16 protein-coding genes are annotated in these 13,954 nt (G+C 43.5%); 4 read left to right on the plus strand and 12 right to left on the minus strand.

Features of this window, described 5'->3' with window-relative positions; translation table 11 throughout:
* Nucleotides 1-31 precede the first annotated feature (31 nt).
* Nucleotides 32-736 carry an NAD-dependent protein deacylase gene (locus tag OMHG_RS04435; RefSeq protein ID WP_010648679.1) on the plus strand — a complete coding sequence of 235 codons (705 nt, stop codon included), beginning with the start codon at nt 32-34 and terminating at the stop codon, nt 734-736.
* Nucleotides 737-787: 51 nt separating this feature from the next.
* Here OMHG_RS04435 and OMHG_RS04440 read toward each other — a convergent pair whose 3' ends face one another.
* Nucleotides 788-1,387: a YpjP family protein gene (locus OMHG_RS04440; protein WP_237566134.1), complete on the minus strand. Its 600-nt coding sequence runs from the start codon at nt 1,385-1,387 to the stop codon at nt 788-790.
* Between the two features lie 464 nt (nt 1,388-1,851).
* Between OMHG_RS04440 and OMHG_RS04445 the strand changes: the two genes are divergently transcribed.
* From OMHG_RS04445 to OMHG_RS04455, 3 genes are all read left to right on the plus strand, one after another.
* Nucleotides 1,852-2,385 (plus strand): hypothetical protein, encoded by a 534-nt coding sequence (locus OMHG_RS04445; RefSeq protein ID WP_010648682.1) that lies wholly within the window; start codon nt 1,852-1,854, stop codon nt 2,383-2,385.
* Between the two features lie 170 nt (nt 2,386-2,555).
* Nucleotides 2,556-3,587: a S66 family peptidase gene (locus OMHG_RS04450; protein WP_010648683.1), complete on the plus strand. Its 1,032-nt coding sequence runs from the start codon at nt 2,556-2,558 to the stop codon at nt 3,585-3,587.
* A gap of 19 nt (nt 3,588-3,606) precedes the next feature.
* Nucleotides 3,607-4,047, plus strand: a complete 441-nt coding sequence (locus tag OMHG_RS04455; RefSeq protein WP_010648685.1) for a VOC family protein — start codon at nt 3,607-3,609, stop codon at nt 4,045-4,047.
* A 69-nt stretch (nt 4,048-4,116) separates the two neighbouring features.
* On the opposite strand, the gene OMHG_RS04460 is transcribed toward OMHG_RS04455, so the two are convergent.
* The 11 genes from OMHG_RS04460 to phnH form a co-directional block, all read right to left on the minus strand.
* Nucleotides 4,117-4,980 carry an ABC transporter permease subunit gene (locus OMHG_RS04460; protein WP_010648687.1) on the minus strand — a complete coding sequence of 288 codons (864 nt, stop codon included), beginning with the start codon at nt 4,978-4,980 and terminating at the stop codon, nt 4,117-4,119.
* Complete coding sequence (locus OMHG_RS04465) at nt 4,980-5,765, minus strand: PhnE/PtxC family ABC transporter permease (RefSeq protein WP_010648689.1); 786 nt, start codon at nt 5,763-5,765, stop codon at nt 4,980-4,982. Before OMHG_RS04465 ends, OMHG_RS04460 begins: the two co-directional genes overlap by 1 nt.
* A gap of 11 nt (nt 5,766-5,776) precedes the next feature.
* The gene (gene phnC, locus OMHG_RS04470) at nt 5,777-6,541 is read right to left on the minus strand and encodes a phosphonate ABC transporter ATP-binding protein (RefSeq protein WP_010648690.1); all 765 of its coding nucleotides are present in this window, start codon (nt 6,539-6,541) and stop codon (nt 5,777-5,779) included.
* 108 nt (nt 6,542-6,649) lie between these two features.
* On the minus strand, nt 6,650-7,687 hold the full coding sequence (locus OMHG_RS04475) for a PhnD/SsuA/transferrin family substrate-binding protein (RefSeq protein ID WP_010648692.1): 1,038 nt from the start codon (nt 7,685-7,687) through the stop codon (nt 6,650-6,652).
* Nucleotides 7,688-7,810: 123 nt separating this feature from the next.
* The gene (locus OMHG_RS04480) at nt 7,811-8,617 is read right to left on the minus strand and encodes a PHP domain-containing protein (protein WP_010648694.1); all 807 of its coding nucleotides are present in this window, start codon (nt 8,615-8,617) and stop codon (nt 7,811-7,813) included.
* Nucleotides 8,607-9,329 carry a phosphonate C-P lyase system protein PhnL gene (locus OMHG_RS04485; protein ID WP_010648695.1) on the minus strand — a complete coding sequence of 241 codons (723 nt, stop codon included), beginning with the start codon at nt 9,327-9,329 and terminating at the stop codon, nt 8,607-8,609. Before OMHG_RS04485 ends, OMHG_RS04480 begins: the two co-directional genes overlap by 11 nt.
* Before the next feature lie 17 nt (nt 9,330-9,346).
* A complete protein-coding gene (phnM, locus tag OMHG_RS04490) occupies nt 9,347-10,528 on the minus strand; it encodes a phosphonate metabolism protein PhnM (RefSeq protein WP_010648696.1) in 1,182 nt (393 codons plus the stop codon).
* A 16-nt stretch (nt 10,529-10,544) separates the two neighbouring features.
* A complete protein-coding gene (locus OMHG_RS04495) occupies nt 10,545-11,387 on the minus strand; it encodes an ATP-binding cassette domain-containing protein (RefSeq protein WP_010648697.1) in 843 nt (280 codons plus the stop codon).
* Nucleotides 11,380-12,246: an alpha-D-ribose 1-methylphosphonate 5-phosphate C-P-lyase PhnJ gene (locus OMHG_RS04500; protein WP_010648698.1), complete on the minus strand. Its 867-nt coding sequence runs from the start codon at nt 12,244-12,246 to the stop codon at nt 11,380-11,382. Before OMHG_RS04500 ends, OMHG_RS04495 begins: the two co-directional genes overlap by 8 nt.
* Nucleotides 12,236-13,351, minus strand: coding sequence for a carbon-phosphorus lyase complex subunit PhnI (locus tag OMHG_RS04505; protein ID WP_010648699.1), 1,116 nt, complete (start codon nt 13,349-13,351; stop codon nt 12,236-12,238). Before OMHG_RS04505 ends, OMHG_RS04500 begins: the two co-directional genes overlap by 11 nt.
* Nucleotides 13,351-13,947, minus strand: coding sequence for a phosphonate C-P lyase system protein PhnH (gene phnH / locus OMHG_RS04510; RefSeq protein ID WP_010648700.1), 597 nt, complete (start codon nt 13,945-13,947; stop codon nt 13,351-13,353). The genes OMHG_RS04505 and phnH overlap by 1 nt, the downstream gene beginning before the upstream one ends.
* Nucleotides 13,948-13,954 lie beyond the last annotated feature (7 nt).

The following is a 13,954-nucleotide window of genomic DNA, read 5'->3' on the forward strand; positions in this document are numbered from 1 at the left end:
TAAATTCAACTAAAATTCGGGAGGAAATCATATGCTGAAAGAATGGTTAAAAGACTCTCACTATACGGTCGTTTTTACGGGGGCCGGGATGTCGACAGAAAGCGGACTCCCTGATTTCCGGTCCTCCAATCAGGGACTATGGGAGAAAAAAGACCCTAGCAAAATTGCTAGTATTGATGCATTGAATAATAATGTCAAAGATTTCACAGCTTTTTACCGGGAGCGGGTCCTTGGCGTTACGGAATACCACCCGCATAAAGGACATTATATTTTGGCGGAATGGGAGAGACTGGGCATTATCCAGTCGATTATCACGCAGAATGTAGATGGATTCCATCAGCTGGCAGGGAGTAAGCGGGTTGCAGAGCTTCATGGCACATTGCAAAAGCTGCATTGTCAGGAATGCGGGAAGGTTTTTGACAGCAATGAATATATCAAGCAGGAATATCATTGCAGCTGTGGAGGGGTTCTTCGTCCATCGATCGTATTATTTGGCGAAACTTTGCCCGAAGATGCTTTCCAGCTTGCATTGAACGAGGCACAAAGAGCTGACTTATTAATCGTATTGGGGTCATCTCTGAGTGTTACTCCAGCGAACCAGTTTCCGCTGATTGCAAAAGAAAATGGCGCAAGAATGGTAATCGTCAATGAGGAGCAGACAGAACTGGACGCATATGCCGATCTGGTAATCCATAACAAGAAAATTGGCGTGCTCTTACAGGAATTGAATCAATAGCTTGCAATAAAGAAGAATCTCTTTCTATACATAGAAAGAGATTCTTCTTTATTATGCCATCCACTTTGGCGGTGTATTTTTATCCCAGTATATTTCACCAATATCATGATGCTCCTTAAAGCCGTCACTGCTTATGTGATAATGGAAATTAAAATAGTATCCTTCCAATGGCCGATGATCACGCCTGACATGGAATTTGGCGATATTCTGCTCTTTTTTTCTGTCATATACATTAAAGATCCGTTCTCCATAGCCTTTGGCCGGATCCTCTGTGATTTCAAGATAAGTGAAATTATCCGCTGTTGCTGAATCTTCCACAATTGTTTGAAGGACTGCCTCGATATTCGGCAGGATAATAGAAGAAAATTCATCTTCCACCTGACCAGCAATTTTCGGTCCGAATTTTGTAATGGTTTGTTGCTTCGCTTTTTCCGTCAGTTGATTTAAAACGGAATCAATGCTGTATTCTTCCGCTCGTTCAAAATTAAAATCAATCTTTTCTGCTTCCGCTGATTCGGAGACAGATTCATTAACGTCGGTATTAGAGGAGAAAGTATCTTTATTTTCTTCTGCATCTACTTGTAAGAGGGCACTCGGTGTATAGATGCCCAATGTTGCAATTGTAACGAGGACTACAACTAGTTTTCTCATCCAGAGCTTCATCGAATTTCACCTTCTTAATTTTACCTGCTTATTACTATAATTCTATCACGTTCCATCTGTTTGTCCATAATAGTTTTAATATTTACATAAATTTTACACAACTATTCTTTTCGTGATTAAATGATTGAATTTACAAAAAATTTATGTAAATATATTTTCTTCTATGATAAGCTATTTATGATATTTAATTTGGGTGTTTTCGAAGGATTATCTTCCAAATGCAGTGTAGCGATTCTACTGATTTGCGCTCCAGGCAGGCACTTTACGCGTCGGGCGCTTTCCGCTTCCTCAGGAGCAACCCACTTCTTGAGTGATCTTCAGCTGTTGCTTTTCCCGATGGACTCGACTTGCCCCTGCGCTCCAATCAATCAGATGAACAATTGAATAGTACTCGCACGTCCTGCCATCAGCAAAGATTCACTAAAAATCCCATTCCAGAGAGGAAGGTTATTATGAAACGAAATGTTCGAACTGCTGAAAGATTATTGCTGGCAGGTTATGGTCTTATACTATTATTCATGTTCATACAAGACTTGGTACCCCTTGGACAATTGAATGATATTGCGGCCGTCAAGATGGAAAATTCCACAACTGGATTGATTATCACTACATTGATTGGTGTGATTCAAATTATGATGTTAATTGGACTCTCCCTTCTATTTATTGGCAAGCATTATCCTATTTGGGCAAAACTATGGCTGATTATTCACCCGTCTTGTATTTTGGCTGGTGCGATCTGGTCCTGGTGGATTCCATATCTAACCGGCATTAATGCCGAGGCGAAAATAGAGAGATATACTGCTATGTTTGGAGACACACACGCTTTCCTTCCTACCATGAATGGTATTGTGCCAAATACCCTCCACACCTTCTTCCACTTTACACTGCTGTGCTGCATCGTGCTTACCATTTATATCTGCATTACCGACCATAAAAGTAAACACTCCAATCATTCAACCATCCAAGAAAACCGAAAACATGGATGATGGTTATTCTCTCATCTATCAATAAATGAAATTACCAGTAAATCCTTGCAGCGAAAGACTAGTGGTTATCCCTTCATGCTAGTCGGATTTTTATCACTATTTATAGGTAAAAAAAGGATTTGAAGTTATGAGGGCGAATATATACATATATCAAAAAAGCAGGTGATCATATGTTATTAAAACCAAAAAGGCTGCAGCCTGGAGATAAAATCGCTACCGTTAGTCCTTCCTGGGGAGGTGCTGGTGAGCCAGAATTGAGATGGCGATATGAACAGGGAGTAAGGCGGCTTGAGGATAACTTCGGACTGGAGGTTGTTGCGATGCCGAACAGTCTGAAGGGAGCGGATTTTCTTTATGAGAATCCACAGGCTCGTGCAGAAGACCTTATGATGGCGTTCTCGGACGAGGATATTAAAGCGATCATTGCCAATATTGGCGGTGACGAGAGCATCCGTCTGCTTCCTTATATCGATTTTCAAATCATTCGCGATAACCCGAAAATCTTCATGGGATATTCCGATGTGACGATAGCTCATTTATTCTGCCTTCAAGCTGGCTTATCTTCGTTTTATGGTCCTTCCATATTAGTTGATTTTGCCGAAAATCTGGAGATGAATCCCTATACAGTGGAAATGATCGAACGCACTTTATTCTCCAATGAAGTAATTGGCGAAATCCAGCCAGCCAAGGAATGGACAAGCGAGCACTTGGAATGGAAGGAAGATAATAAATCGATCAAACGGAAAATGAAACTGAATCAGGGATATGAAGTACTTCAAGGAACAGGGATTGTGCAGGGCCGCTTGATTGGCGGCTGTATGGATGTCCTGGAGTTCGCCAAAGGGACAACACTCTGGCCAGATGAGAGCTACTGGGATGATGCTATTCTCTTCCTTGAGACTTCAGAGGAAAAGGCCCGTCCTGACTATATTGCATACTGGCTGAGAAATTATGCAGCCCAGGGCATTTTACACAGTATCAATGGAATCATCTTTGCGAAGCCATATGATGAGGCATTCTATGAAGAATATAAAGTTGAGATTCAGGGTGTTATGGCAGAGTATAAATTAACGGATTTGCCGATTCTCTACAATCTTAATTTTGGTCATACCGAACCAAAAATCATCCTGCCGTACGGGAGAATCGCAGAACTGAATTGTGATAGAGCAACCTTTTCCATTTTAGAAAGTGGAGTCGAATAAATAATAGGGGGCTGATGATATGAATCGTTTAAATTTAATTACACTGGGTGTGAAGGACATTGTCGAGTCCATCCGTTTTTATCGGGAAGGACTTGGGTTCGATGTGGTCGTATACGGGGATGAATCCAATCCCGATGTCGTATTCTTCAATAATGGCGGCACCAAGATATCCCTGTTCCCGCTGGAGCAGCTGGCCAAGGATATTAATGAGAAAAATCCGCCTGCGCCTGCAGAGGGATTCGGCGGGATTACACTAGCCTATAACGGAAAGTCTAAAGAAGAAGTCGATGACATATTTGCCATGGCTGAACAGGCAGGCGCAACGATCGCCAAGAAACCAGAAATTGTCTTTTGGGGTGGATATAGTGGTTATTTCCAGGATCCGAATGGCATTTACTGGGAAGTTGCCTACGGGGAGAATTGGCAATTTGATGAGAATGATATGTTGATTATAAATTAGCTTTTCCATGTTAAAGCCCATAAAACGGATTGAATACCGTCTGTTTATGGGCTTTTGATTTATGAGACATTATTTTACTGCAGTCGATGGAAAGTAACGGTTTTTCATTTGGGTTGAAATCACTTCAAGTACAATCGCAATCGCTAAAATGGCATAGGTGATGAATCCAACCTCGCGTAAATCAAAATAAAATCCTGATGCCATGAACAGTTCAAAGCCAATCCCACCAGCACCTGCCGCGGCACCCATTGCAACCGCAACACCAAAGTTAATCTCAAATCGTAAGAAAGTCCATGATAATAGATAGGTAAATGTTGATGGCAGTACGCCGTGTGTCACTATGTGCCACCAATTGGAACCGGTAGCCCGTAAAGCCTCGATGATTCCTTGATCAACTTCTTCAAAGGACTCGGAAAAAGCTTTAACTAAATAAGCGATGGAATGGAGCAGCATTCCAAGCACAGCCGCTTCACTGCCCAGTCCAGATGCAATGGCAAAAATGAGAACCCATAACACGGTTGGTACGGCACGGATAAAAGCAACACCAATTCTTACCGTGCTGGAAATCCACGGCTTCGACAAATTTTCTGCTGCCATAAAGGACAGAAAGAGGGCAATAACCGCTCCAATAATAGTAGCCAAGAATCCCAGTCCTATCGTGATTCCGGTTTGGTAAAGGGCCTCTCCCCAGCTGAAATGGTTCAAGGCAGGTTCAAAGAACATAGCTTTCAAGTTATAGACGGTTTCCGAAACAGCTCTGCCAAGCTGCAGACCTGTATAATCAAAAAAGAAAAAAGACATAACCGTTAATAGCCCCAGTATCATGATGGTCCACTTCGTAACGGCATCAATTCTATTCCCGGATTTAATATTGATTCTGCCTGCCTTTGTTCTCTTTATCCAGGTTTCTTCCTTTACCTTCATGATTTCCATTATAGAATGACCCTCCGTATCCGGTTTGATATCATTTCAATAACGATTACGGCGAGGACAATTGTGAATGTCACCAGCGCAACAGCATTATAATTGAGCGACTTATAATATAAATCGAACACATAGCCGATTCCCGTACCAGTTAAGATTCCTACCAGTGTTGCACTTCTAATATTTGTTTCGATCATAAAGAGTATCCAGCTTAGCATCTGAGGCAGACTCTGGGGAATAACCGCTTTATTGACAATTTGAAAATATGTTGCTCCTGTTGCCTTCAATGCCTCCACAGCGCTTTGGCTCGCCTCATCAATAGATTCGATAAAGGCACGGGTCAAAAATCCAAGGGTACCGACAAATAGCGCAAGGAAGCCTGTAACGGAATTCTGTCCAAAAGAAATGAGCAGAATCAGGGACCATGCGACGACAGGAATATTTCTGGAAAGGGATGCTATAAACCGTGCAAACGTACTTAATATGCCATTTACTTTTGTCGTCTTTGAACCCATTAAGCTCAAAAAGATCGAGAGCACTGCTGCAAGTGTCGTTGCAGCAATGGACATGAAAATGGTCTCCATCAATTTTTCCATTATCGAGGGCAGCCTTTCCAAGGTCTCCTGGGTAATGATAAGGTTTGCACCAATCCATCCTATTGCTTTTGGTATTGTTCTCAATCCTTCGATGAAACTAAATTCCGTAATCACTGTGGATAGATACGTGATCACGGTAATTATGATTAGAAAGATCGTTGATTTGCCCCAGGTTTTTCGTATCGTTTTTTCATTCACTGTAATTCTCCTTATACCGTTATTAATTCTCTAACTTCGGAACCGTAAATGTTGTTAATCTGATCTCCATGCAGCATTCTTGTTGGTCCATCAAAGACAATTTCACCTTTTCGCAAACCAACCACCCGATCAGAATAGTCTTGTGCAACCTCCACCTGGTGTAAATTCACCAAGCAGGTGATGCCAAGCTCTGTGGTAATTGATTTCAGATGATCCATAATGATTTTCGATGAATTGGGATCAAGTGATGCAATCGGTTCATCGCAGAGTACCAATTTAGGTTCCTGAATAAGGGCGCGGCAAATCCCTGCGCGCTGCTGTTGTCCCCCGCTTAGCTGGTCACAGCGTTTATAGGCATGCTCTTCAATGCCTAATTTCTTAAGCAGGAAAAATGCATGTTCCTTCTCTTCTTCTGTAAACCGTCCCAAAATCCCCTGCATTGTCGTTTTATAGCCGAAACGGCCATGCAGCACATTTTCAATTACGGTTAAGCGCGGAACAAGATTATAATGCTGAAATACCATTCCGATATTCGTACGTAATTTGCGTAATTCCCGTTTCTTCAATTCACCAACATCCTGGCCATCGAACATCACTTTTCCCTCATTTATTTCCACCATCCGATTAATACAGCGTAATAGAGTAGATTTTCCGGCACCAGAAGGTCCAATGATCGATACGAATTCCCCTGAACCAACCTCAAAGCTGATGTCTTTCAATACCTTTGTTTCTGAATCATACGACTTACCGAGACCTTCAACTTGCAGCAATGACATGTTATTGGCTCCTTTAAAGATTGATTTAATAGATTAGAGTATGCATTGCCCCGGCATGAGCATACTCTATTTTCCTATCAGAGTTCAGATAGCTGCCAGCAAGCGCACCTATTCATCTGATAGTTCACGAATCGGGTCAAACCATGAATCTTCTACTTCCACAAATCTCTCATTATCTGATTTAAAGAATAAACCTGCTTCTCCGGAATCCTCCGGCACAAAAATCTTTTGATTGTCAGCAATTTCATCTGAAGTGAATAATTCCTTCAACGTATCAAAATCTTCCTGGCCCAGAACATCCATATTCGCTGCAAACGGTGCATTTAATACAGGTGTAACACTCATCAATGTGAATTCACTGCCTGTGACCGTATTGAAGGGTTCTGCCGCATCTCCCTTGACTTTATAGACAGCACCGACTGTATTGACATCACCCTCTGCAACCTCTACATAGTTTTCTACACAGGTATCACAGAATGCTGCTACATCTGCATTGCCATTTAATAGATTAACTGCTGATCCTTGATGTGATCCGCCAAATAGAACCTGGGAGAATAATGGTCCACCTTCCATTAGATCTTCTTCTGCCAATCCAGCATACTCATCCTGTTGCGCAAAATGAGCCAGTATACTGGATGACGGAACCTTGAACCCGGATGTGGAGCTATTGGATACAAATGAAAAACGCTTATCTGCTATCGTATCCAGTGAAAATTCCCCGTCTATTTTATAATCGTCCTGTTCATCTACGTTAACAGCCAACCAACTGTGGTACACCGCATCATCCAAAGTCCCTGAGGCACCAGATGGCACTGCCAATGGTACGATTGCATCGTTGCCGTTTTTAGCTTCGATATAGCCCTGCGCTCCCATAAATGCCAAGTCTGCATTGTCATTGATGATCGTTTCAATTGCAACCGCATAGTCCGTTGTTAAATGATGCTCGACATCCTTCCCTGTAGCTTCAGCTATTACATTGCCGATTTCATCGCGGGATGATTTCATATCGGACCCGGATTCATTTGGATACCAGACAATATCAATCACATCATCCACTTCTGTCCCTCCAGCACTGCTTTCGGAACATGCCGCCAAACCAATTGTAAATACGAGTAACATTGCCAATAAAGACCATCTCTGTTTCATCATTGACTCTCCTTTTTCCGTTCAAAATTGGTATTACTGCTATTGCTAGTCTTATTGAAACATAAAACATAGCCCCAAAAGGTATTTTCACAGTCATTTAACGAATCTTTAACGTTGTTTACATTACTCACACAAAAAATTTAAAGGACTTACACTATCTCCTATTTCTACATTGGCACCAAACCGTCCATGGTAATCCGTACCGCCTGTCATCACTAAATCATGCTCCCGCGCCAAATCCTCCACTCTTTTGTGGTCTTGTGCAGTGTGGTCTGGATGGTTACGTTCAATCCCTCCTAAGCCCGCTTCAACAAGTTCTGGAATGATTTCATAAGAATCCAATTGGCCTGGGTGTGCAACAACAGCAAGTCCACCATCAGCAACGATGGCACGTACTGCCTTAAAAGCATCGGCATATTCAATATCTCCCGAGGCTGCCCCATCGTTTTTAAATAACTTTTTATATAGCTGCTGATATTCTTCTGATGGATAGGATGCCTTCGTCAAACAATCCATGATATGCTGTTTGTAAACCGTATCACTTGGCTGTGCCTGTTGTTCAATCCTGCTTCTATCAATGCTGTATCCCGCTTCCTGGATTTGTTCCATTTGCCATCGTGAATGGCGATGGCGCCGTTTTCGTAATGGCTCACAAACTGTTCTAATATGCTGTGCATCTAAGTGATAGTTGTATCCTAAAATATGGACCTTGCGTTTCCGTTTAAAGTCATAGGCTGAAATTTCAATGCCTGAGATTACCTTTATTCCTAAGCTTCTCCCCACTCTGACTGCTTCAGGGAGACCCTCCACCGTATCATGGTCGACAATGCTTAAATGGGTAACACCTTTTTCCCGTGCAGATTGCATAATCTCCATGGTGGAACTTGAACCATCTGAATGGTTGCTGTGAATATGTAAATCAGCTTTCACCAACAACACCCGCCTGTTGTTGAACTAACCGTCTCGCTTTCATGTCATACACCTTGTCACAAAGCCCTTCCATAAACTCAATATCATGGAAAATCCCTACCAATGTTGTCCCGTTTGCCTTCAATTTTTCAATAATCTCTCGCACTTTTATCTTTGACTGATGATCAAGACTTGCTGTCGGTTCGTCTAGCAGCAGTAGCCTTGGTTTCTTCACAGTAGCCATTGCAATATTCAGTCGCAGCTTTTCTCCACCGGAAAACGTATTCGGATAGCTGTCCCATAACTTCGAATCGAGTTCAAAATGCATCAAGGCCTTCTCAGCCTCTATATGGGCAGCCTTTTCGGATTCCCCCATTTCCAGCAGGGCCTGTGCAACCAATTGCCTTGAGGTTGTTCTTGGCATGACATTGAGAAACTGGGATACATAGCCAATTTCATATTTACGCAGGTAAAGCATTTGCCGTTCCGTTGCCGCCGATAGATCGATGCTGCCAAACCGTTCCGAATCATATATGATTTTTCCAGCATCAGGGAGATACGTACGATAGATGCTTTTTAATATAGTAGATTTTCCACTGCCGCTTTTCCCCACAATGCCGATGAATTCCCCTCTCTCCAGTGAGAAATCAATGTGTTCAACCGCATGCATGGTCTGATTTAAATGATGAATCGTAAAACGCTTGCCAAAGTCAGCTACTTCCAGCATACTCATCCAATTACCACCCTTTCCTACTTTGTCCGGTAATTCGTTGTTGTAATGATGGCGCCATTGACCATGGTTGCCGTCAGCATGGGATAGCCATCATCCATTCTCTCTATTACGAGGATATCTGCCTTTTTACCAGGCTTAATGGAGCCTATTTCGTCATCCATTCGTACTGCCTTCGCCGGATTCAATGTGACCATCATGAATATCCGGTGCAGGTCGTTTCCGTACTTTTCACTCAGCGTGAAGATGGCATGCAGCAATGCCGCTGGATAATAGTCGCTGCAAAGAATATCAATACAACCATGTTCAATCGCTTCAGCTGCTGACAGATTCCCCGAGTGGGATCCGCCCAACAGCACATTCGGAGCCCCCGCAATCGTCTGCAGCCCCATTTCCTTTGCTTTCATGGCAACCTCTAATGTAATAGGGAACTCACTTATCGTCGTGCCGAATGATTGCACCAATTCCAGTTTTTTAATATCATCATCGTCATGTGATGCGATTGAGATCCCTCTGGATAGGGCAATATCTGCAACTTCTTTAATTTTCTCAATCGTCAAGTACGTGCTGCTTTGACGTTTGTCTATAATTGTCTGGACATCTGAATCGGTCAGATCCTGGTAACCCAGCAATGTCTGGCGATACACTTCGAGGTCGCGGTACTGCCCTTGACCTGGCGTATGGTCCATAAAGGATAATAAATGTACCTTGTCACTCTTGATATTCGCAACCAGACGATCAACCTGATCGATATTGTCAATTTCGAACCGGGCATGCAGGCGATGACGAATCAGATGCAGTTCATGGTGTGTTGCATCAATCGCATCCACCAGCCGCTGGGCATTTTCCGGATAACGCATCGGTTTATGTGTGAAGACATCTTCCCGATAGAATGACAGCGAGTGAAACATCGTTGTAATCCCATGGCTGATCAGTATTTTCTCAGCCTCTCTCAGGCTAATATGGACATCCATCATACTGGTTGGCCGAGGCGATACGATACCCTCTATATAGTCCGAATGAATATCGATGAACCCGGGTGAAATATAGCCGCCTCTTGCATTGATCAGCTCGGCACCGGGATAATTCGGGATAGCATCTTCTGGAATGATTGCCTGAATAAACTCGCCTTCAACGACAACGGCACTTGCTTCCAGGATTTTCTCTTCGGTTATTATTTTTCCGTTATGAATGATATACATCGCATAAATCCCCCCCCTATAATAACGAATAAACCAGTTGTTGCGTGTAAGCATGCTGCGGGTCCTCCAGTATCTGATCGGTTAAGCCATTCTCAATGATCCTGCCGTTCAGCATGACGACAGTCCGATCGGCAAGCATTCGTATGACGGCCAGGTCATGAGAGACAACGACCATACTGATTCCCAGTTCCCGTTGGATTTTTTTGATTAAATCCAGTACATTCGCTTGTACAGACAAATCCAATCCCGTCGTCACTTCGTCCAGAAACAGGATGGGCGGGTTATTCGACAATGCTTTTGCGATTTGAACCCGCTGCTGCATGCCGCCAGAGAAATTCTTCGGTGCTTCTTTCATACGGAACAATGGAATATGGACGCTTTCCAGCAGCGTCTTACTCGTCGATTCCATATCGGCGACATTTCGGTTGCCTGCCGCAATCAGCTTTTCGGCAATATTGCCGACAGAGGAGAAATTCATCTTCAGTCCGTGTACCGGGTTTTGATAAACCATTCCATATTTGCGGTTTCGAATAAATCGTTTCTGCTGTGATGATAATTCGAAAACATTTTGGGATTCGAATGCAAGGCCATCATGAATGAACGCTGCTCCGGATGTTATATCTGCATCAAAGTACAGGCATTGCATCAATGTCGATTTTCCGCTGCCGCTTTCCCCAACGATTCCAAGTATCTCTCCAGGGAATAAATCAAACGAGATATCCTGACAGGCATAGACAGTACCGCAATTGGGACAATAGTTCTTCTCCAATTGCCGGTCCAGTTTATTGCTGCACCTGGAACAGCCAGGTCCAAATTGCTTATGTAAATTCCTCACTTGTAGTATTGGCTCTTCATGCATAGTTGCCTCCCACCTCGATTTCCTGATTTTCGTTCAAGCGTTCCATGCAATAGCTTGTATCGTTGCATTGATAGATCGTGTCACCTGTGGCCGGATCAATCAGTTCATCCATGAAAACATCTTCCGCACCACATAAATGACAATGTTTACCTGCAAAAGATTCGACTGAAAACGGATGGTCGTCAAATGCCAATGAATGTACATCTGTGTATGGCGGGATGGCGTAGATTTTCTTCTCTCTCCCCGCTCCCAAAAGTATCAGTGCATCCGATTGGTGCATTTTTGGATTATCGAATCGTGGTATCGGACTTGGTGCCATCACATACCTATCGTTTACGTAAACCGGATGATCGGCTCCAGTTGCTGTCTTTCCAAACTTCATAATCTGTTCAAAAAGCATGAGCCATGCGCCACTATAATCTTCTTCCGAATGGAGAATCTTCGTCCTGTATTCACTCGCCTCAACCTTTCGAAGCGGCTCTGGTTCCGGCACTTGTAATACAAGAATTTGATTTTCTGTGAGTGGCACTTCCGGAATACGGTGTCTTGATTGAATGATGGATGCATCCAGCGTCCGCTCAACCAGCTTAACTCCCGTGGTTGCATTCACCAGCTTCTTGATGCTCACTGCATTGACGGACTCGTCAGCACCTTGGTCAATCACTTTAAGCACATCCTTCTTCCCAATGATGGAAAGTGTAATCTGTAATCCGCCTGTTCCCCATCCGCGGGCTATCGGCATTTCCCTTGATGCGAACGGCACTTGGTAACCGGGAATGGAGACAGCTTTCAAAATCGAACGGCGAATTTCTTTTTTCGAGCCTTCATCAAAGAATGCAAAATGGGAATCAATTTTCATTCGGCTGCACCTCCTTTTTAACTTGGCGAACACTGTCCAATTTAGATTGGAAGGTCACATAATGCGGCAATTTTAAATGTGAAATAAACCCTGTCGTTTCGACCGAATCCATATGCAATAAGACAAACTCTTCATCATGTGTTGGAAAGTCCGACTCGGGATGCTCAAGACATTGATCCAAAATGCTCATTGCAATCGCCTTCGTTTCATTCTGCCCGTAGCAAACGCCGTAACCAATCTCAAATTCGAGCTCATCTTCATTGTTTTCATTCTTTACTGATACCGGAACAATGGATTCGACTTCCGTTACCCGTATCTCACCAATATAGAAGTCCTCTTCACTCTCTTTTTCCGATTCGTTCGGGTGATCGACATAAATTGGTATCGATCCGACACGCAATTCCCCGACTGTTGGATGCACTTGTCCATATCCCCTCATGGAGGCATATCCCAGTGATGTAACCGTACCGGTCTGGCCCCGGGTCATCACTTGTAACCTGGCACTGCGGGGAGCCGGAAATTGCAGGCTCTGTTTGGTAATGTCGGTTGGTTGTGAATTGTCCGGTTCGTATCTTTTGAACAGCCCTTGATCGCGTAAATAATCGACTACCTTTGGAAAATAACCCACTTCATCCACTGCTTCTATCGGCTCCAGTTCATCCTTATAGCTTTCCAGCCACTGCCGGACATCTTTTACACTTTCCGTAAGCAAATGAAAATCAAGCAGTCGATGTGTATAATCACGGGAAGCTCCCAAAAGCTGCCCGCCAGGAATATCTTTGAAGCTTGCCGAAATACGCCGGTCCACAAACATCGTCTCTGATTCGACAGTTTGACTGTAATAGAGACGGGGCAAAGTCGAACGATGGGCACGCATGAGGAATACCGCTTCTTCCATACTTCCTTCTGCCTGCTTTATTGCCAGCGCAGCCAGAAACGGAGAATATAGGCTGCTTTCCGACATGACCTGGTCAACCAGCCCCCTCATGCTCGATAGAATCGTTCTGATTTCGATTATTTCCTCCCCTTTTAAGCGTTCATATGTCAATCGTTTAATAGAAGCATCAATTGCCATCGTGCCGCCTTTCACTGCAACATAACCCATTATCTCACCTCCGTCATTTCAACTTTGGCTGTACGGGGTACACATGCCGCATGCCCCTCACTATCCGTCAAAATAAGATCCATTCCCAATGGATACTCATTCGTCCGCTCGTTTCTTGCATGCCATATTGCTGAGCTAAAGCCGGTTTGCAGGTGTGCACAGTTTTTAATCCCGGGGCCATTCAATTTAATCTCATCGTCATTCGTTAAGTGCATACTCTCCATAATCCATGTGGAAGACTGCTGGGGGTTAACCAGAGTGCCATTTTTGCATCGTTCCAGGGCATGCAAAACGTCCGATTCCGTATCATTCTGGAAAACAATGACATAGTCAGCTTCATCGATTGGGGCATGCCTTGCTAACGTATACTCCGATATTTTCCCAGTCAGGTGCTGATTCTTGTCTGAAAGAATATGAAACGTAACCTCGCCATCCAATAGTGTCAGTGCACAAAGCAGGGTTGCATCATAGCAAGAGAGATCATAGTCTACTCGCTGTGCCGTATCCTGAATGGATGAAATGGAACCTGGTCTTGACATACTGTGCAGCAATTTACGGAATACCTCCTGCAAATCATGAACTTGATCAATAGCCATAATACCT

It is taken from the genome of Oceanobacillus massiliensis str. N'diop (assembly GCF_000285495.1).
Taxonomy (GTDB): Bacteria; Bacillota; Bacilli; order Bacillales; family Amphibacillaceae; genus Oceanobacillus; species Oceanobacillus massiliensis.